Origin of the sequence: Phaeovulum molybdatiresistens (assembly GCF_023544865.1) — a bacterium.
Lineage (GTDB): Bacteria > Pseudomonadota > Alphaproteobacteria > Rhodobacterales > Rhodobacteraceae > Pontitalea.
The window spans coordinates 302,474-320,115 of record NZ_JAMJFX010000001.1; the positions used below are offsets into that span (position 1 = coordinate 302,474).

General features: G+C 66.4%; 18 protein-coding genes. 6 read left to right on the forward strand and 12 right to left on the reverse strand.

Going from position 1 to position 17,642, the window contains the following annotated elements:
- Positions 1-2: 2 nt before the first annotated feature.
- The 7 genes from MXB90_RS01475 to ruvC form a co-directional block, all read right to left on the reverse strand.
- Positions 3-494, reverse strand: a complete 492-nt coding sequence (locus MXB90_RS01475) for an ExbD/TolR family protein (protein ID WP_250040114.1) — start codon at positions 492-494, stop codon at positions 3-5.
- 3 nt (positions 495-497) lie between these two features.
- Positions 498-1,193: a protein TolQ gene (gene tolQ, locus MXB90_RS01480; protein WP_250040116.1), complete on the reverse strand. Its 696-nt coding sequence runs from the start codon at positions 1,191-1,193 to the stop codon at positions 498-500.
- Between the two features lie 115 nt (positions 1,194-1,308).
- A complete protein-coding gene (ybgC, locus tag MXB90_RS01485; RefSeq protein ID WP_250040119.1) occupies positions 1,309-1,710 on the reverse strand; it encodes a tol-pal system-associated acyl-CoA thioesterase in 402 nt (133 codons plus the stop codon).
- A complete protein-coding gene (locus MXB90_RS01490) occupies positions 1,707-2,336 on the reverse strand; it encodes a hypothetical protein (protein ID WP_250040122.1) in 630 nt (209 codons plus the stop codon). The genes ybgC and MXB90_RS01490 overlap by 4 nt, the downstream gene beginning before the upstream one ends.
- Positions 2,337-2,387: 51 nt before the next feature.
- Positions 2,388-3,461, reverse strand: coding sequence for a Holliday junction branch migration DNA helicase RuvB (gene ruvB / locus MXB90_RS01495; protein WP_250040134.1), 1,074 nt, complete (start codon positions 3,459-3,461; stop codon positions 2,388-2,390).
- Between the two features lie 88 nt (positions 3,462-3,549).
- The gene (ruvA, locus tag MXB90_RS01500; RefSeq protein WP_250040137.1) at positions 3,550-4,218 is read right to left on the reverse strand and encodes a Holliday junction branch migration protein RuvA; all 669 of its coding nucleotides are present in this window, start codon (positions 4,216-4,218) and stop codon (positions 3,550-3,552) included.
- A complete protein-coding gene (ruvC, locus tag MXB90_RS01505) occupies positions 4,215-4,721 on the reverse strand; it encodes a crossover junction endodeoxyribonuclease RuvC (RefSeq protein ID WP_250040140.1) in 507 nt (168 codons plus the stop codon). The genes ruvA and ruvC overlap by 4 nt, the downstream gene beginning before the upstream one ends.
- Before the next feature lie 309 nt (positions 4,722-5,030).
- Between ruvC and MXB90_RS01510 the strand changes: the two genes are divergently transcribed.
- On the forward strand, positions 5,031-5,222 hold the full coding sequence (locus MXB90_RS01510) for a DUF1127 domain-containing protein (RefSeq protein WP_250040142.1): 192 nt from the start codon (positions 5,031-5,033) through the stop codon (positions 5,220-5,222).
- Positions 5,223-5,293: 71 nt separating this feature from the next.
- Here MXB90_RS01510 and MXB90_RS01515 read toward each other — a convergent pair whose 3' ends face one another.
- Together MXB90_RS01515 and MXB90_RS01520 are read right to left on the reverse strand one after the other, a co-directional pair.
- Positions 5,294-5,641, reverse strand: coding sequence for a hypothetical protein (locus MXB90_RS01515; protein ID WP_250040144.1), 348 nt, complete (start codon positions 5,639-5,641; stop codon positions 5,294-5,296).
- 82 nt (positions 5,642-5,723) lie between these two features.
- The gene (locus MXB90_RS01520) at positions 5,724-6,593 is read right to left on the reverse strand and encodes a 50S ribosomal protein L11 methyltransferase (RefSeq protein ID WP_250040146.1); all 870 of its coding nucleotides are present in this window, start codon (positions 6,591-6,593) and stop codon (positions 5,724-5,726) included.
- A gap of 173 nt (positions 6,594-6,766) precedes the next feature.
- On the opposite strand from MXB90_RS01520, the gene MXB90_RS01525 reads away from it, so the two are divergent.
- Complete coding sequence (locus tag MXB90_RS01525; protein ID WP_250040148.1) at positions 6,767-7,831, forward strand: YeeE/YedE family protein; 1,065 nt, start codon at positions 6,767-6,769, stop codon at positions 7,829-7,831.
- 92 nt (positions 7,832-7,923) lie between these two features.
- On the opposite strand, the gene MXB90_RS01530 is transcribed toward MXB90_RS01525, so the two are convergent.
- Positions 7,924-10,122: a primosomal protein N' gene (locus tag MXB90_RS01530; RefSeq protein ID WP_250040150.1), complete on the reverse strand. Its 2,199-nt coding sequence runs from the start codon at positions 10,120-10,122 to the stop codon at positions 7,924-7,926.
- A 170-nt stretch (positions 10,123-10,292) separates the two neighbouring features.
- Here MXB90_RS01530 and fsa point away from each other — a divergent pair, with 170 nt between their 5' ends.
- The 4 genes from fsa (at position 10,293) to MXB90_RS01550 (ending at position 13,457) form a co-directional block, all read left to right on the forward strand.
- Positions 10,293-10,943 carry a fructose-6-phosphate aldolase gene (gene fsa, locus MXB90_RS01535; protein WP_250040152.1) on the forward strand — a complete coding sequence of 217 codons (651 nt, stop codon included), beginning with the start codon at positions 10,293-10,295 and terminating at the stop codon, positions 10,941-10,943.
- A 124-nt stretch (positions 10,944-11,067) separates the two neighbouring features.
- A complete protein-coding gene (locus MXB90_RS01540; protein WP_250040565.1) occupies positions 11,068-11,799 on the forward strand; it encodes a DUF484 family protein in 732 nt (243 codons plus the stop codon).
- 38 nt (positions 11,800-11,837) lie between these two features.
- Positions 11,838-12,722 carry a tyrosine recombinase XerC gene (locus tag MXB90_RS01545; RefSeq protein ID WP_284040689.1) on the forward strand — a complete coding sequence of 295 codons (885 nt, stop codon included), beginning with the start codon at positions 11,838-11,840 and terminating at the stop codon, positions 12,720-12,722.
- A gap of 39 nt (positions 12,723-12,761) precedes the next feature.
- Positions 12,762-13,457, forward strand: a complete 696-nt coding sequence (locus tag MXB90_RS01550; protein ID WP_250040156.1) for a CDP-alcohol phosphatidyltransferase family protein — start codon at positions 12,762-12,764, stop codon at positions 13,455-13,457.
- A gap of 59 nt (positions 13,458-13,516) precedes the next feature.
- Here MXB90_RS01550 and MXB90_RS01555 read toward each other — a convergent pair whose 3' ends face one another.
- Both MXB90_RS01555 and ileS read right to left on the reverse strand, forming a co-directional pair.
- Positions 13,517-14,353 carry a DMT family transporter gene (locus tag MXB90_RS01555; protein WP_250040158.1) on the reverse strand — a complete coding sequence of 279 codons (837 nt, stop codon included), beginning with the start codon at positions 14,351-14,353 and terminating at the stop codon, positions 13,517-13,519.
- 131 nt (positions 14,354-14,484) lie between these two features.
- Complete coding sequence (gene ileS / locus MXB90_RS01560; protein ID WP_250040161.1) at positions 14,485-17,388, reverse strand: isoleucine--tRNA ligase; 2,904 nt, start codon at positions 17,386-17,388, stop codon at positions 14,485-14,487.
- Positions 17,389-17,642 lie beyond the last annotated feature (254 nt).

Below are 17,642 nucleotides of genomic sequence, written 5' to 3' on the forward strand. Positions count from 1 at the left end.
CCTCAATTCCCTGCCGGGACGGTCTGGCCGCCGGTCAGCGTGGGCCCGCCCGCATCCGTCACCAGAACGATATTGGTGAAGCCGCCCGCATTCAGCGCGCCCATCACCTGCACCACGCGAGAGTATTCGATCCCGCCATCGGCGCGCAGGAACACCTTGTCGCTTTCGCGTTCCTGCGACACGGCGCGCAGCCGGTCGACCAGCTCGCCATCGGCGACCGGCGTGTTCATCAGCGACACGGTGCCATCCAGCTGCAACGAGATCGTCAGCGGCTCTTCCTGTTCGGTGGGCACGGTCCGCGCGGCGGTCTTGGGCAGTTCCAGCGGCACGCCCACCGTCATCAGGGGCGCCGCCACCATGAAGATGATCAACAGAACCAGCATCACGTCGACAAAGGGCGTGACGTTGATCTCGCTCATCGCGGCATGCTTGCCGCGCGCGCCGCGACGGCGGCGACCGCCCCCGCCCGACTTTTTCATCACCCCCGCACCCATGGCTCAGGCGTCCAGCTGGCGCGACAGGATCGTGGCGAATTCGTCGGCAAAGGCCTCATACCCCGAGGCGATGCGGTCGGCATCAGCCGACAGCTTGTTGTAGAAGATCACCGCCGGGATTGCCGCCAGCAGGCCCAGACCCGTGGCCAGAAGCGCCTCGGAAATCCCGGGCGCCACAACGGCCAGCGAGGTGTTTTGCGAAATCGCGATTTCCTCGAAGGCGACCTTGATCCCCCAGACCGTGCCGAACAGCCCCACGAAAGGCGCGGTCGACCCAACGGTCGCCAGGAACGGCAGGCCCGCGTTCAGGTGTTCGGTCTCTTTGGCGATCGCCACATCCATCGACCGGTCGATGCGCGCCTGCGCCCCGGTGATCAGCGCGCCATCGCTGCGGTGGCTGCGGCGCCATTCCAGCATGCCGGCGGCAAAGATCTTCTGGCTGGCCCCATCAGGTGCCGGGCCGATCTGGTCGAACAGCTCATCCAGCGGCTCGCCAGACCAGAAGGCGCGATCAAAGGTCGCGGCTTCGGCGCGGGCCGCGCGGAAGGTGATGAACTTGCGGATGATGATCGACCAGGACCAGAAACTGGCCACGATCAGCATGATCATCACGACTTGAACGATAAAGGATGCGCGCGCGAACAGCGCCACTAAGGAGAAGTCAATCTCCTGCGCCATCGCAAGGGCTTCGGTTTCCATCTGTCACTGCTCGCCGGTTGGGGCCACATTGTCGCGGCTCTGATTAGCAGTGATTCTATACAAGGTTCAGGGGGAGCGCCATAACAACTGCGTCATTTGGCCCGATGCCCCGCGTCTAGTGCAAGGCGGGCGCAATCTTGTGCCGAACATCGGCAGGAAGCCGCTGAGGCGCGCCGCTGTCGGTCAGGCACACAAGGGTCACGGTCGCGGCGAACAACCGCTCGCCCGCGCGCAAAACCTCCTGTTCCAACACGATGCGCGCGCCCGAGGCTGATACAAGCGCGGTGGTGACGACAAGCTCATCATCAAAGCGCGCGGGGCGCAGGTAATCGGCCTCAACCCGGCGCACGGCAAAGACGATGCCATGATCGCGCTTCATCGCCGCCTGATCCACGCCCAGCGCGCGAATCCATTCCGACCGGCCCCGTTCGATGAATTTCAGATAATTGGCGTAATAGACGATGCCGGCAAGGTCGGTATCCTCGTAATAGACGCGAACGGGAAAGGCATGGGTCATTGCACGCCCCTCGCCCCGATCCGCGCAGCCAGCCGCAAGGCATGGGCGGGATCGCGCGCCACCGCAGGCAGAACCGGATCATAGCCCGCCCGGATGACCGCCGCGATCTCGGGGCGCAATACCGTCACCCCGCGCGCCAGCGCCAGGGGCGAGGCCTCGGCAAAAGCGCGATCCGACCACAGCAGGATCATTTGCGCCGCCTGGCTCAGCGCCAGGGTCTCGGCCGGCACCTCATCCAACGCCTCGTCCATCCGCACAAAGGCGAAACAGGCCCGGATCGCGCCCTCCTGATCGAAACGGAACACGCGATACTGGTTCGCGCCCCCGTCATCCAGCCGCACCACCATATCGTGCAACCCCTCGATCAGCTGATCCAGATTGGGCACATCCAGCAATTCATGCCAGTCGCGGAAGAAAAAGATCATCAGGTTCGCGCCCAGTTCGGGGTCGGTCTCGGCCATCTTGTGCCCCGCCAGCGCCACCATCGCCTCAACCGCGCCCTTCACAACCGACAGCGTCGCGGCATCCACTCCAAAGACCACCGGAACGATCGGCCGCCCCCAGCGCGCGAACAGATATTCGCCCGTGCCGCGGGTAAACAGCGCCTCGACCTCTGATGCCTGCATCCTGGATCCCCCTTCTTCTTGGCCCAAATACTCCCGCCGGAGGCGTCCGCGCTATCCGTCCCCGAACAGGTCGACCTGCGGCACCCCGGATGAGGCCCCGCCCCCCGCCGCACCTGCCGCCACCGACGCGCGCGGCGCCTCAAGGCCCAGATGGCGCCAGGCGCGGGCGCCCAGCATACGCCCGCGCGGGGTGCGGCTGATCAGGCCCTGCTGCAACAGATAGGGCTCGATCACCTCTTCGATCGCGTCGCGGCTTTCCGACAGCGCGGCGGAAAGCGTCTCGACCCCAACCGGGCCACCGCCATAATGTTCCGCGATCAGCATCAGATAGCGTCGGTCCGCGCCATCAAGCCCAAGCTTGTCGACGCCCAAACGGGTCAGCGAGCCGTCCGCAATCTCACGCGTCAGCCGCCCGTCACCCTCAACCAGCGCGAAATCGACAACCCGGCGCAACAGCCGCCCGGCAATCCGCGGCGTGCCGCGCGCGCGCCGGGCAATTTCGCGCGTGCCGGCCGGTTCGGCCGGAATACCCAGAAGCCGCGCGCCACGCGCCACGATCAGATCCAGCTCATCTTCCGTATAGAACTGCAACCGGGTCGGGATGCCGAAACGGTCGCGCAGCGGCGTCGTCAGCAGGCCAAGCCGTGTGGTCGCGCCGACCAGCGTGAAGGGCTGCAGCTCAATCCGGACGGTGCGGGCGGCAGGGCCCTCGCCGATCACCAGATCAAGCTCAAAATCCTCCATCGCGGGGTAAAGCACCTCTTCCACAGCCGGGTTCAGGCGGTGGATTTCGTCGATGAACAGGACATCACGCGTCTCAAGGTTGGTCAGGATCGCGGCCAGATCGCCCGCCTTGGCCAGCACCGGCCCCGAGGTCATCTTGAAGTTCACCCCCAGCTCGCGGGCCATGATCTGCGCCAGCGTGGTTTTGCCAAGCCCCGGCGGGCCGTGGAACAGGGTGTGGTCCATCGCCTGACCGCGCATCTTGGCGCTTTCGATGAAGACCCGCAGATTGGCGCGGGCTTCGGCCTGGCCAACGAACTCCTCAAGGGCCTGCGGGCGCAGGGCGCGGTCGGCATCATCGGGCAGCCGGTCAGGGCGAAGGGTGGGGTCTGGTTCGGTCATGATATGCCAGTGTCGTGCCTATTGGCGGGCGTTGCAAGGGGGGGGGGGGGGGGGCGCCCCCCCCCCTATTTCGGCCAAGAAGAAGGGGTCAGCCTTTCGGGGCCAGAAGGCGCAGGGCTGCGCGGATGAGTTTTGCGGTATCGCTGGCTTCGGGGTTTTCCGAGGCCTGCGCCACGGCGGCCGCAGCCTCGGACGGGTTGTAACCCAGATTGGTGAGGGCGCTGAGCGCCTCGGCGGTGAAGTTGGCCTGCGGCGCGGGTTGCGGGGCGGCGGCCTTGCGCGGCCGGGGGGCCGGTTCGACCACCTCATCCGATGGGGCCAGATCGACCGTCAGCGCCCCGCCCATCGCCATGACCGATGGCGCCTTGTCCTTGAGTTCCATCACGACGCGCTGCGCGAGTTTCGGCCCCACCCCGGGCGCGGCCTTGATTGCCGACCAATCGCCCAGCGCGATCGCCCGACCGACACCTTCGGCGCCAAGTGTGCCCAGGATCGCCAGAGAGGCCTTGGCGCCGATGCCCTGCACCGAGGTCAGCAGGCGGTGCCATTCCTTTTCCAGAAGGCTGGGGAAGCCGAACAGCTGCAGCAGATCTTCGCGCACCAGCAGGTCGGTGTAAAGCGCGCAGGCCTGGCCCACCGGCGGCAGGCTGCTGGCGGTTCGGGCCGAGACATGGACGATATAGCCCACGCCGCGCACGTCGATCAGGACATGGTCCATCGCCCGGTGCAGGATGGTGCCCGCGATACGCCCGATCATGCGACTTTTCCTTTCATCGCCGCCGCCATGCGGCCAGCGGATTGCAGATGGTGGGCGTGGCAGATCGCCACCGCCAGCGCATCGGCCGCGTCCGGCCCGGCCAGATCCACCCCCGGCAACTGGAAGCGCACCATGTGCTGGATCTGGCCCTTGTCGGCATGGCCCACGCCAACCACCGCCTTTTTCACCGCGTTCGGGGCATATTCCCCCACGCTCAACCCCGCCTGCGCGGGCACCAGCAGTGCAATGCCGCGTGCTTGGCCCAGTTTCAGCGTGGCCACCGCATCCTTATTCACGAAGGTCTGTTCAACCGCCGCAGCATCCGGGGCGTGGCGGGCGATCACCGCCGTCAGGGCGGTGTGCAACGAGCACAGCCGCAGCGCCAGATCCTGCCCTTCGGAATGGATGATCCCGTTGGCGACATGCGTCAGGCGCGAACCCGCCATCTCGATCACACCCCAGCCGAGGTTGCGAAGCCCCGGATCGATTCCGATCACGCGCATATGCCTGTTCCGCCTGCTCTGTTGCCTTTTTCACACGACTAGCACGAAAGAAGAACATCGCAAAGCGCGAACAGATCGCGCAGGCAGAAGAACGGTCGTTCCGGGTTTGGCGGAAAGTTCACGCCGCGACGCAGAAAAACGTGCCGCAGCGCCACGGCAACAGAACACCCGTCCCCCCCGCGCCAAGCCATGCGGCAGGCGCATATCGGGCCTGCCGCCCTGTCGGTTGTTTTCGCGCCCTGCCCGGCTTAGGTGCGCCGCATCGGGCCGGTTGCCCGAAAACAATGCACCTTATGAAGGATCACGGAAATGTCCGCCTATGACACCCACCGCGTCCTGACCCGGAGCGGTCGTCCCGGGTTCGTGACGAAACTGGTCGCAGCCATCCTGGCGTGGAACGATGCGCGCGTGACGCGCGCCGCCCTGATGAAGCTGAGCGATCGCGAACTGGACGACATCGGGATTTCCCGCGGCGATATTGCCCGGGTTGCGCGCGGCTGAACCAGCGCCATACGACAGATGAAAAGGCCGTGCCGGTTACCCGGCACGGCCTTTTTCGTGCTGAAATGACCTCAGTTCAAAACCGATTTTATCACAGCGGCAATTTGATGGGTGGCCGGATCAGGGTGCAGCACCCAGGCGCTGACCTGTTCGACCAGCGTTCCCGCAGCAAGCGCCGCGACCTTGTCCTGATACCCCTCGGCGCCCAGTTGCGCCAGGATCGCCCCTTTGAACAGCAACACCGCCGCCAGCACCAACGCGATCGAGCGCAGCGGGATCGCGATGCGCCGACGCCCGCGCGCGCCATCGAAATCTGCGCGGCCAAGCGCGTCCGTCGCTTCAAACGAACGCCCGGCGGCATGCATCTGATTGATGCGAACCAGACGGTGTTCAAAATCTTTCATGTTCAGGTCGGTCATCGGGTCGATCCATGGCATGAGAAGGCGAATGCCTTTCACTATGCCTTATTCCTGACCCAATTTCGACAGCTAAATGTGGCGATTACGTCCGCTTAAGAACCAATGTCGTCCAGTCGCCGAATTCATCGCGCGATATCAGAACAAATCCCTGCGCCTCATAGGCGGCGATCACCTCATCCGCCTGTGCATGGAGGATGCCAGACAGAATCACATGCCCTGATTCGGCGCAGAAACGGCCCATGTCAGGGGCCAGCGCGATCAGCGGTCCTTTCAGGATATTGGCAAAGATCAGGTCATAGGGCGCGTCCTGCTGCAGGCGGGGATGATCGAACCCTGCCGCTTCAACGCAGACCACCCGGCCTTCCAGCCCATTCGCGACAACATTGGCGGCCGCCGTTTCGACCGCCACCGGATCGATGTCCGAGGCCAGAACCGGATCGGGCCAGATCTTGGCCGCCGCCATCGCCAGCACCGCCGTGCCGCAGCCAATATCGGCCACCCGCTGCGCGCGCAGGCCCGCCCGGTCCAGCCGGTCCAGCGCGGTCAGACAGCCCAGCGTCGTCCCGTGATGCCCGGTTCCAAAGGCCATCGCCGCCTCGATCAGCAGCGGCACAGAGCCTTCGGGAACCTTGTCCGCATCATGGCTGCCATAAACAAAGAACCGCCCCGCCACGACCGGGGCCAGTTCGCGTTTCACATGCGCCACCCAATCAACATCGGGCAACTCGGACACCGCGAAAGATTCGGCCCCATGCGCGGCTGCCAGCAGTGCAAGCACGGTTTCATCGGGATGATCCAGGAAATAGCTGCCGACTTCCCAGCGCTCCGACCCGTCCTCGATCTCGAACACCCCAACGCCATAGGGCGCCGGATCAAGATCCTCCAGCATCTCGGCCAGCGCCTCGGCGCGGTCGCGGTCGGGAAGGGTTGTGAAAGCAGTAAAGGTGGGCATCGCGGCCTCCCGGCTGAAGATTTCGTGCAGCTAGGGCCTTTGGGCCCCGCCCGTCAAGCCGGGCCGCATCCGGGGGCTGCGCGTCGCGCGTCTTTCGCGTATGATTTATGTCAAGGCAGCGGGCGTCGAAACATGGCACCTAGGCGCGGTCCAGACGCAAGGGGGATACCGGGATGGATATCATCGCTCTGGTGGAACGAATCGGTGAAGGACCGACAGCGGCGCTGTTCGGGGTGATCACCGGCATCATCTTTGGTGTCGCCGCGCAACGGTCAAACTTCTGCCTGCGTGCAGCTACCGTGGAATTCGCGCGCGGCAGGCTGGGGCCGAAGGTGGCGGTCTGGCTGCTGACCTTTTCGACCGCCGTGGTCTGGGTGCAGGGCGCCCAGCTTCTGGGCCTGTTCCGGGCCGAGGACAGCCGCGTGATGGCGGTGCCCGGCAGCTGGTCGGGCGCAATCATCGGCGGGCTGATGTTCGGCGCGGGCATGGTTCTGGCGCGCGGCTGTTCCGGCCGGCTTCTGGTGCTGGCGTCCACGGGCAACCTGCGCTCGGTCGTATCGGGGCTGATCTTCGCCGTCGTCGCCCAGATGAGCCTGAAGGGCGTGCTGTCCCCCCTGCGCGACAATCTTGCCGCGCTCTGGACCACGCCGGGGGGCGAAAACGTCAACCTTCTGGCCAGCCTGCGCCTGCCGGACTGGTCGGGCCTGACCTTCGGGTTCGCCGTCGCGGCGCTGGCGCTGTATCTGTCGCGGCGCAACCAGATCGGGGCCCGGGTGCTTGTCTTCGCCTCGGGCGTGGGCTTTGCCGTGGCGGTGGGCTGGGTGCTGACCTGGACCCTGTCACAGGTCAGCTTCGATCCGGTCCCGGTGACGTCGGCCACCTTCTCGGGGCCTTCGGCCAATACGCTGATGTTCTTCCTGGATCGCGACGCGGTGCTGGAATTCGACGTGGGCCTTGTGCCGGGCGTGGTGATCGGCGCCTTCCTGTCCTCGGTCCTGGGCCGGCAGTTCGCCTTCCAGGCCTTTGAAGGCGTGCAGGTGATGCGCCGATCCATGATCGGGGCGGCCTTGATGGGCTTTGGCGCGATGCTGGCGGGGGGATGCGCCATCGGCGCGGGCGTCACCGGCGGGTCGATCTTTGCGGGCACCGCCTGGCTTGCGCTGTTTTGCATGTGGATCGGCGCGATCGTGACGGATTTCCTCGTCGATCAGCGCAGCCCGCAGCGCCAGACCGCCTGATCCCCTTCGGATTTGCCCAAATATCCTCGGGGGAACGGGCCACGGCCCACGGGGCCGGGGGCCGTGGGGGGCAGACAGCCCCCCCGACCCTCTCAAAGAAAGCTCTGCGGGTCGATGTCGATCGCCACGCGCAGGTTCGCGGGCGCGCGCAACTGCCCGACCCATTCGGCAACGGCCGCCTGCAGTGGCACACCTTTGTCCGCCTTCACCAAAAGCCGCACCCGGTGCCGCCCCCGCACCCGCGCGATCGGGGCGGGCGCCGGGCCGTAAAGCGTGGCCCCCACACGCCGCAACGGCATATCCGCCCGCGCCAGCGCCGCGCCAAAGTCAAAGACCTGCTGCAGATCCGGCCCCGACAGGATGATCCCCGCCATCCGGCCAAAGGGTGGCACGCCCTGCGCCCGCCGCGCCTCGGCCTCGGCGCGCCAGAAGGCCTCATCATCGCCCGACAGGATCGCCCGGATCACCGGATGGTCGGGCTGATGGGTCTGCAACAGCGCCAGCCCCTTGCGCCCGTCGGCCCGCCCCGCGCGGCCTGCCACCTGCCGCATCAGCTGAAACGTGCGTTCCGCCGCGCGCAGGTCCGACCCTTGCAGCCCCAGATCCGCGTCAATCACCCCCACCAGCGTCAGCAGCGGAAAGTTGTGCCCCTTGGCCACGATCTGTGTGCCGATGATGATGTCGGCGCCGCCGCCCGCAATGGTGCCGATCGCCTCTTTCAGCGCGCGCGCCGATCCGAACAGGTCCGAGGACAACACCGCCACCCGCGCGCCCGGGAAGCGCTCAGCCACCTCTTCGGCCAGCCGTTCTACCCCCGGCCCCACCGGCGCCAGCCGCCCCTCGGCACCGCAGGACGGGCAGGCGGTGGGCACCGGCTTGCTTTCGCCGCATTGATGGCAGACCAGCCGCTTCAGAAACCGATGCTCGACCATACGCGCATCGCAATGGTCACAACCGATCTGGTGGCCGCAGGCCCGGCACACCGTCACCGGCGCATAGCCACGCCGGTTCAGAAACAGCATCGCCTGTTCGCCCTTGCCGATCCGATCCGTCACCGCCGCCGCCAGCGTGGGCGAAATCCAGCTGTTGGCCGCCATCTTCTCGGCCCGCAGGTCGATCGTCCGCATCTCGGGCAACTCGGACTCGCCAAACCGCGACACCAGATCGATGCGCGCATATTTGCCCGCTTCGGCATTGACCCAGCTTTCCAGGCTGGGCGTGGCCGAGGCCAGCACCACCTGCGCCGACGCCAATGAGGCACGCAGCACCGCCATGTCGCGGGCATTATACAGCGCGCCTTCCTCTTGCTTGTAGGAGGTGTCGTGCTCCTCATCCACGACGATCAGCCCAAGGTCACGAAACGGCAGATACAGCGCCGATCGCGCACCCACGACCAACTGCACCCCGCCCTCACCCGCCATCCGCCACAGCCGCCGCCGCTCCGTCTGGCTGACGCCCGAATGCCATTCGCCGGGGCGCGCGCCAAAGCGTTCCTCAACCCGGGTCAGAAATTCTGATGTCAGCGCGATTTCCGGCAAAAGCACCAGCGCCTGCCGGCCCTGGCGCAGACATTCGGCCACCGCCTCAAGGTAAACCTCGGTCTTGCCAGACCCCGTGACCCCGCGCAAAAGCGTCGTGCCATAGCGCCCCGACCGCACCCCCGCACACAGCCGCACGGCGGCCTCGGCCTGTTCTGTGGACAGGCTTTTACCCGGCAAATCAGGGTCCAGCCGCGGAAAGGGCAGATCGCGGGGAATGTCCGCCTCATCCACCGCGCCGGCCTTCACCAGCCCCTTCACAACCTGTGTCGTCACCCCGGCCAGCCCGGCCAGTTCCGCCAACATGAACCCCGCCCCACCGTGATCGCGCAACACCTCAAGCACCCGTTCGCGCGCCTCGGTCATCCGGTCGGGCAGAACCGCCCCCAGCCGATAGATCTTGCGCGTCCCCGGCGCCTCGCCCAGACCCGGCGCACGCGTGGCCAACCGCAACATCGCGGGCAGGGGCGTCAGGGTGTAATCCGACATCTTCACCAGAAAGGCGCGCAACTCCTCGCGCATGGGCGCGGCATCCAGCACCCGCGTCACGGGCCGGATCTTCGCCGGATCAAAGCCGCCCTGCCCCGGCCCCCAGACCACGCCCAGCACACGCCGCGGGCCCAGCGGCACCTCGACAAAGGCCCCCACCGCACAGCCCCCTTCGGGCGCGCGATAATCCAGCGGCCGCCCGATCGGTTCGGCCGTCAGCACCGCGACCAGCGCGCCCGCCTCAAACCAGTCCGGATCAGCCATGCCCGCCCCCCCTTCGGATTTGCCCAAATATCCTCGGGGGGCGGCGCGTCCCGCGCCGGGGGGGGCAGACAGCCCCCCTGCCCCGGACACCGCCCGCGCCACGGATGGGGGGTTCCGGCAGACCCCGGATTGCGCTATCACGCGCCAAACCCGCCTGCAGGAGTCTTGCCATGAAATTCTTCGTCGATACCGCCGACGTCGCCGCCATCCGTGAACTCAACGACCTGGGCATGGTCGATGGCGTCACCACCAACCCCTCGCTGATCCTGAAATCGGGCCGCGACATCATCGAGGTCACGAAAGAGATCTGCGACATGGTCTCGGGCCCCGTCTCGGCCGAGGTGGTCGCGACCGAATCCAAGGAAATGATCAAAGAAGGTCTGAAGCTGGCCAAGATCGCCCCCAATATCGCGATCAAGGTTCCGCTGACCTGGGATGGCCTGACCGCCTGCAAGGCTTTCGCATCCGAAGGCCACATGGTCAATGTCACGCTCTGCTTCTCGGCGGCGCAGGCGATCCTGGCGGCCAAGGCCGGCGCCAGCTTCGTGTCACCCTTCATCGGGCGGCTGGATGACAACAACTTCGACGGTGTCCAACTGATCGAGGACATCCGCACCATCTATGACAACTACAGCTTTACCACCAACATCCTTGCCGCCTCGATCCGGTCGGTGAACCACATCACCGATTGCGCCCGCATCGGCGCCGATGTGATCACCGCGCCCCCCGCGGTGATCAAGGCGATGGCCAACCATGTGCTGACCGACAAGGGCCTGGACCAGTTCCTGAAGGACTGGGCCAAGACCGGCCAGTCGATCTGATCCCTGCCGGACCGGCGATGGCCCGCCACCGCGGGCCATCCTTTCGGCACAAAATTTCCCTGCGAATTCCCCCGATCGGTGTAAGGTTGCGGCCATGACGACAGAAGCCGGCAAGGACACAGGCATGAACGACACCGCGCAGACCGCCGCGCCCGCACAGGCCGCGCTGGCCGAAGACCTGCGCGAAAAGATCCTCTCCGCCCCCGAGATGATCCTGGAAGATCGTGACCTGATGCGCGCCCTGATCGCGGGCAACGAACGCACGATGGGCGGCAATATCGTCGATCTGCGCGGCATCGCGATGGAACGGCTGGAACGCCGGCTGGAACGGCTGGAAGACACCCACCGATCCGTGATCGCGGCGGCCTATGAAAACCTGGCCGGCACCAATCAGATCCACCGCGCCGTTCTGAAGATGCTCGACCCGGTGGATTTCGAATCCTTCCTGACCAACCTGTCCACCGAGGTGGCCGAGATCTTGCGCGTGGACGCCCTGCGCCTGGTGCTGGAAAACCGCGACGCCCGGCAAGACGCAGCGCTGCAGCGCCTGGGCGAGGTGCTGTGCCTGGCCGAGCCGGGCTTTATCGAAGCCTATCTGCGCGCCGGTCGCTCCGGTCCGCCGCGCAACGTGACCCTGCGCCAGACCCTGCCCCAGGCCGCCGCCGTCTTCGGCGATGCCGCCGGCTGGCTTCGGTCCGAGGCGGTGCTGCGCCTCGATTTCGGCGAAAATCGCCTGCCCGGCCTGCTGGTTCTGGGCGCCGAAGACCCGCAACAGTTCAAGCCCTCTCAGGGCACGGACCTGCTGACCTTCTTCGCCGGCGCTTTCGAACGGGCCATGCGTCGCTGGCTGGGCTGATGGGTCCGGGCTTTTCCGCGGCCGCAGGCGATGCGCTGATGCGCTGGCTGGATCATCTGCGCGCGCTGGATGGCGCTGCGGATGAAACGGTCACCGCCTATCGCACCGACGTGGCGGCCTTCCTTGGCTTTCTGCACAACCATCATGGCGAAAGCCTGGGGTTGGCGCGGCTTGGCGCCATCACCCAGGCCGACATGCGCGCCTTTCTGGCGCATGAACGCGGCCGGGGCCTGTCCTCGCGTTCGCTGGCGCGGCGGCTGTCCTCGGTGAAATCCTTCATCCGCTGGCTGGCCGACCGCGAAGGCTTTGACCCGACCCATGTGCTGGCCACCCGCGCGCCGCGTTATCAGCGAAAACTGCCCCGCCCCCTGACCGAAGAGGCCGCCCGCGCGGTGATCGATCAGGTCGACCTGCAGGCGGCCGAACCCTGGATCGCCGCGCGCGATGCCGCGGTGGTGACGCTGCTTTATGGCTGCGGCCTGCGCATCTCAGAGGCGCTGGGGCTGACCGGCGACTGCGCCCCACTGCCCCAGGTGCTGCGCATCCGCGGCAAGGGCGGCAAGGAACGGCTGGTGCCGGTCCTGCCCGCCGCGCGCGCCGCGGTGGATGATTACCTGCGCCTGTGCCCCTATGACATCGCGCCTGCCACACCGCTGTTTCGCGGGGCCCGCGGCGGCGCGCTGAACCCGCGGCTGATCTCGGGCGCGATGGCGCGCGCGCGCATGGCGCTTGGCCTGCCCGCCACCGCCACGCCGCACGCCCTGCGCCACAGCTTTGCCACCCATCTTCTGGCCGCCGGCGGCGATCTGCGCGCGATCCAGGAATTGCTGGGCCATGCAAGCCTGGCAACCACCCAGGTCTACACCGCCGTCGATTCCGCCCGGCTGATGGAAATCTACAATTCCGCCCACCCGCGCGCCTGACGCCATTGCAGCCGCCCGCCGAATGGGCGATGGAGAATCATGGATATCCGCCTGAAAGCCCTTTCCGTGCATCTTCTGACCGCAACCGGCGCGGTTCTGTCGATGCTGGCCATGCTGGCCGCCGTCGACGGGGAATGGAGCCTGATGTTCCTCTGGCTCGTTGTGGCTTTGGTGGTGGACGGGGTCGATGGACCACTGGCGCGGCGCTACGCGGTGCGCAAGAACTGGCCCACCTATGATGGCGTCCTGCTGGACCTGATCATCGACTATCTCACCTATGTCTTCATCCCGGCCTTTGCGCTGTTCAAGTCGGATCTGCTTCCCGGCTGGACAGGCTGGATCGCGATCATCGTGATCACCTATACCTCGGCGCTCTACTTCGTCGACACGCGCATGAAGACCAAGGACAATTCCTTCGCGGGCTTCCCCGCCTGCTGGAACATGGTGGTGCTGGTCCTGTTTGCGATCGCACCGAATTTCTGGGTGGTTCTGGCCCTGGTGGTCGCGCTGGCCGGGGCCATGTTCACCAACCTGAAATTCATCCACCCGATGCGCACCCAACGCTGGCGCAGCCTGTCGATGCCGGTGGCACTGGCCTGGACGGCCTGCGCCGGCTGGGCCGCCTGGGTCGATTTCCACCCCGACAGCTGGGCCAACTGGGGCCTGGTGGTGACCACGCTTTACCTGCTTCTGGCTGGCATCGCGCAGCAGATCATCCCCGAAAAACGCGCCTGAGGCTTCTTCTTGGCCGAAATACTCCGGGGGTCCGGGGGCGGCGCCCCCAGCCTTGCCGCCTAGATGCGCGTCACGATCACCCCAAGAACGATCATCCCCGCCGCCAGCGCCTTGGCCGGGCCCATCCGCTCGCCAAAGGCGATCCAGCCGATCAGCACCGCAAACAGGATCGAGGTTTCCCGCAGCGCCGCCACCAGCGCGATCGGCGCCAGCGTCATCGCCCAGACCGAAATCGCATAGGCCCCGTAGGACGCCGCCGAGGCCAGCCCCCCCAACAGCCATTCGCTGCGCCCGCCAGCCAGAACCGACCGCCCGCGCAACGCCACCATGCCGGCTGCAAACAGCGCCCCATCGACCACGAAAATCCAGCCGACATAGGCCACCGCATCGCCCGACACCCGCGCGCCCAGCCCGTCGATCAGCGTGTAACAGGCCGTCGCGCAGGCCGATCCCAGCGCAAAGGGCAGCAGGCGTCGGCTTTCCCCGTCGGTGAACACCCCCCGCGCCATCAGCAGGATACCAAGGCCCAGCGTCGCAATACCCAGATATTCCCCCGCCCGCAGCGAATCGGCCAGAAACAGCGCCCCTACCACCGCCACGATCATCGGCGCCGCACCGCGCGCGATCGGATAGACGCGGCTCAGATCGCCCTGTTCATAGGCATAGGTCAGAAAGAACTTGTAGGCGAAATGGGTGCAGCCCGCGGCCAGAACCCAGGGCCAGACCTCGGGCGCGGGCCAGGGGCGCGTGGCCACAACCGCCAGGCCGATCGGGATTTCCATCACCGACAGCACCACCATTGACCCGACCTTGGACCGCCCCCGCTTGATCAGCGCGTTCCACACCGCGTGCAGGAAGGCCGCGCCCAGAACCGCCACCATCACCCCGACCGTCATCCAGCCCCCCATGCCGCCGCCCCGCGCGGCCCCGGGGCCACATCGCCAATCGGTAAGCGGCGGCGCGACGCAAGACAAGCGGTCACGCCCCCCGCCTGCCGGAACCGGCGCGGGGGGCGGTTAGCGGGCCGTCAGCCCAGCGCGTCGTTGCAGCGCTTGCAGGTCGCCGCGTGGGCATGGCTGCCCACATCGGGCAGGATCTTCCAGCAGCGTTCACATTTCTCGCCCAGGGCCGTTTCGAACACGACCGAGACGCCGGGCACCTCGGGCAGGCGGAAGGCCTCATTCGGGGCGGGATCGGCGGTCAGTTCCAGGCCCGAGGTGATGCAAACATCGGCGAAATCGACCGAATGCAGCGCCTTCAGCAGGCCCGCATCTTCAACATGCACCACGGGCGCGGCCTCCAGGCTGGCGCCAATCACCTTGGCGGTGCGCTGCACCTCCAAAGCGGCGGTCACGGCGCGGCGGGCACGGCGGATGCCATCCCATTTCTGCGCCAGCGGCTCATCCAGCCAGTCGGCGGGCGTGTCGGGCATGTCGACCAGATGGACCGAGCTGTCCTCGCCCGGGAATCGGCTCAGCCAGACATCCTCCATGGTGAACACCAGGATCGGCGCCAGCCAGGTGGTCAGGCGGTGGAACAGGATGTCCAGCACCGTGCGCGCGGCACGCCGGCGCAGGCTGGCAGGCGCGTCGCAATACAGCGCATCCTTGCGGATGTCGAAATAGAAGGCCGACAGGTCCACCGTGCAGAAGTTGAACAGCGCCTGGAACACGCCCTGGAAATCATAGGCGTCATAGCCCTTGCGGACGGTGTGGTCCAATTCGGCCAGGCGATGCAGAACCCAGCGTTCCAGTTCGGGCATGTCGGCGGGGGCGACGCGTTCAGCCTCGTCAAAGCCCGACAGATTGCCCAGCAGGAAGCGCATGGTGTTGCGCAGACGACGATAGCTGTCGGCCACGCCTTTCAGGATCTCTTTCCCGATCCGCAGGTCGACCGTGTAGTCGGACTGGGCCACCCACAGGCGCAGGATGTCGGCGCCATATTCCTTGATCACATCCTCGGGGGCGACGGTATTGCCAAGCGATTTGGACATTTTCATGCCCTTCTCGTCCAGCGTGAAGCCATGCGTCAGCACCCCGCGATAGGGCGCGCGGCCCTTGGTCGCGCAGGCCTGCAGCATTGACGAATGGAACCAGCCGCGGTGCTGGTCAGTGCCTTCCAGATAGAGATCGGCAATCCCGTCCGGCGTGCCATCCGCCCGGTCGCGCAGCACGAAGGCATGGGTGGACCCACTATCGAACCACACGTCCAGCACGTCATAGACCTGTTCATAATCCGACGGATCGACGATGCCTTCCAGCACGCGGTCCTTGAAACCTTGCACATACCAGACATCGGCGCCCTCGGCCTCAAAGGCCGCGACGATGCGGGCGTTGACCTGCGCGTCGCGCAGCAGGAAGTCGGGATCGGTGGGTTTGGCGCCCTTTTTCACGAAGCAGGTCAGCGGCACGCCCCAGGCGCGCTGGCGCGACAGCACCCAATCTGGCCGGTTCTCGATCATCGAATACAGACGGTTGCGCCCGGTCTGCGGCGTCCATTTCACCAGCCGGTCGATCGAGGCCAGCGCGCGCGCCCGGATCGTGTCGCCGTATTCGCCCATGCCATCGTCCAGAGCCTTGTCGATCGCGGCGAACCACTGCGGCGTGTTGCGATAGATCAGCGGCGCCTTGGACCGCCAGGAATGCGGATAGCTGTGCTTCAACTTGCCCTTGGCCAGCAGTGCCCCCGCGCCATGCAGCGCCTTGATGTTGGACACATTCGCCGGGCCTTCCTTGCCCTCGGGGGTGATGATCTGCTGACCGCCGAACAGCGGCAGGTCGGCGCGGTAGCTGCCGTCCTCCATCACGTTCCAGGTCATCGGCAGGCCGAATTTCAGGCCCAGCTGATAGTCGTCATCGCCGTGGCTGGGCGCGGTGTGGACAAAGCCGGTGCCGGCATCGTCGGTGACATGATCGCCGGGCAAGAGCGGCACGTCATAGTCCCATTCGCCCGCGCCGCCCTCAATCCCGCGATAGGGATGCGCCAGCAACAGCCCCTCCATCTCGCCCGCTTCGACGGCGCGCAGGCGGGTAAAGCTTTCGACCTTGGCCGCGGTCATCACCCCCTCGGCCAGCCGGTCGGCCAGAACGATGGTTTCGCCAACCCGCGCGGTCGCGTTTTCCGCCGCGGCGTCGATGCGGTAAAGCCCGTATTCGATCGCCGGGTTGAAGGCCACGGCGCGGTTCTGCGGGATCGTCCAGGGCGTCGTCGTCCAGATCACGACGCTGGCGCCATCCAGCCCCGCCACGGCGGGGCGGAACCGCACCCAGATCGTGTGGCTGGTGTGGTCGTGGTATTCCACTTCGGCCTCGGCCAGGGCGGTCTTTTCGACCGGCGACCACATCACGGGCTTGGACCCCTGATACAGGCTGCCGTTCATCAGCAGCTTCATGAATTCGTCCGCGATCACCGCCTCGGCGTGGTAATCCATGGTCAGATAGGGCGCGTCCCACTTGCCGGTGATGCCCAGGCGCTTGAATTCGTCGCGCTGGATGTCGATCCAGCCCTCGGCAAAGCGACGGCATTCCTGGCGGAAGGCGACGATGTCCACGTCATCCTTGTTCAGGCCCTTGGCGCGGTATTGCTCCTCAATCTTCCATTCGATCGGCAGGCCGTGACAGTCCCAGCCCGGCACATAGCGCGAATCGCGGCCCATCATCTGCTGGCTGCGAACGATGAAATCCTTCAGCACCTTGTTCAGCGCATGCCCGATGTGCAGATGGCCGTTGGCATAGGGCGGGCCGTCATGCAGCACGAAGGGCGCGCGCCCCGCCGCCTGGTCGCGCAGCCGGTCATAGACCCCGATCCGCGCCCAGCGCGCCAGCCAGTCGGGTTCACGCTGCGGCAGGCCCGCGCGCATCGGGAAATCGGTTTCGGGCAGAAAGACGGTGTTGCGGTAATCAGGCGAAGTCTGGGGCGTGTCGGCGCACATCTGGCATATCCTTGACGGGAGGGGGGCGCATCACCCGCGCCCGGTACTGGCGTGCAAATCCCGGCAACCCTGACGCGTCAGAGCGCCGGGCCGGTAATTCGATGTATGTGATATACGGGCCAGATCATGCCGCCTTATAGGCCCCGCGCCGCCCTGCGGCAAGGCGGTCAAACGCGCGATTACGGCCCCTGTTCGCGTGACGGATCGGCCCGGCGCAAAAGAAAACGGGGCAGGTTTGCACCCGCCCCGTTTCC

Bases quoted from the DNA above. Each gene is read 5' to 3' on its own strand.
- MXB90_RS01490 (WP_250040122.1), bottom strand. From the start codon at position 2,336: ATGCAGGCATCAGAGGTCGAGGCGCTGTTTACCCGCGGCACGGGCGAA.
- MXB90_RS01530 (WP_250040150.1), bottom strand. From the start codon at position 10,122: ATGGCTGATCCGGACTGGTTTGAGGCGGGCGCGCTGGTCGCGGTGCTG.
- fsa (WP_250040152.1), top strand. From the start codon at position 10,293: ATGAAATTCTTCGTCGATACCGCCGACGTCGCCGCCATCCGTGAACTC.
- MXB90_RS01545 (WP_284040689.1), top strand. From the start codon at position 11,838: ATGCGCTGGCTGGATCATCTGCGCGCGCTGGATGGCGCTGCGGATGAA.
- MXB90_RS01475 (WP_250040114.1), bottom strand. From the start codon at position 494: ATGGGTGCGGGGGTGATGAAAAAGTCGGGCGGGGGCGGTCGCCGCCGT.
- MXB90_RS01540 (WP_250040565.1), top strand. From the start codon at position 11,068: ATGAACGACACCGCGCAGACCGCCGCGCCCGCACAGGCCGCGCTGGCC.
- MXB90_RS01525 (WP_250040148.1), top strand. From the start codon at position 6,767: ATGGATATCATCGCTCTGGTGGAACGAATCGGTGAAGGACCGACAGCG.
- ruvC (WP_250040140.1), bottom strand. From the start codon at position 4,721: ATGCGCGTGATCGGAATCGATCCGGGGCTTCGCAACCTCGGCTGGGGT.
- MXB90_RS01510 (WP_250040142.1), top strand. From the start codon at position 5,031: ATGTCCGCCTATGACACCCACCGCGTCCTGACCCGGAGCGGTCGTCCC.
- tolQ (WP_250040116.1), bottom strand. From the start codon at position 1,193: ATGGAAACCGAAGCCCTTGCGATGGCGCAGGAGATTGACTTCTCCTTA.
- ybgC (WP_250040119.1), bottom strand. From the start codon at position 1,710: ATGACCCATGCCTTTCCCGTTCGCGTCTATTACGAGGATACCGACCTT.
- MXB90_RS01555 (WP_250040158.1), bottom strand. From the start codon at position 14,353: ATGACGGTCGGGGTGATGGTGGCGGTTCTGGGCGCGGCCTTCCTGCAC.
- ileS (WP_250040161.1), bottom strand. From the start codon at position 17,388: ATGTGCGCCGACACGCCCCAGACTTCGCCTGATTACCGCAACACCGTC.
- MXB90_RS01550 (WP_250040156.1), top strand. From the start codon at position 12,762: ATGGATATCCGCCTGAAAGCCCTTTCCGTGCATCTTCTGACCGCAACC.
- MXB90_RS01515 (WP_250040144.1), bottom strand. From the start codon at position 5,641: ATGACCGACCTGAACATGAAAGATTTTGAACACCGTCTGGTTCGCATC.
- MXB90_RS01520 (WP_250040146.1), bottom strand. From the start codon at position 6,593: ATGCCCACCTTTACTGCTTTCACAACCCTTCCCGACCGCGACCGCGCC.
- ruvA (WP_250040137.1), bottom strand. From the start codon at position 4,218: ATGATCGGGCGTATCGCGGGCACCATCCTGCACCGGGCGATGGACCAT.
- ruvB (WP_250040134.1), bottom strand. From the start codon at position 3,461: ATGACCGAACCAGACCCCACCCTTCGCCCTGACCGGCTGCCCGATGAT.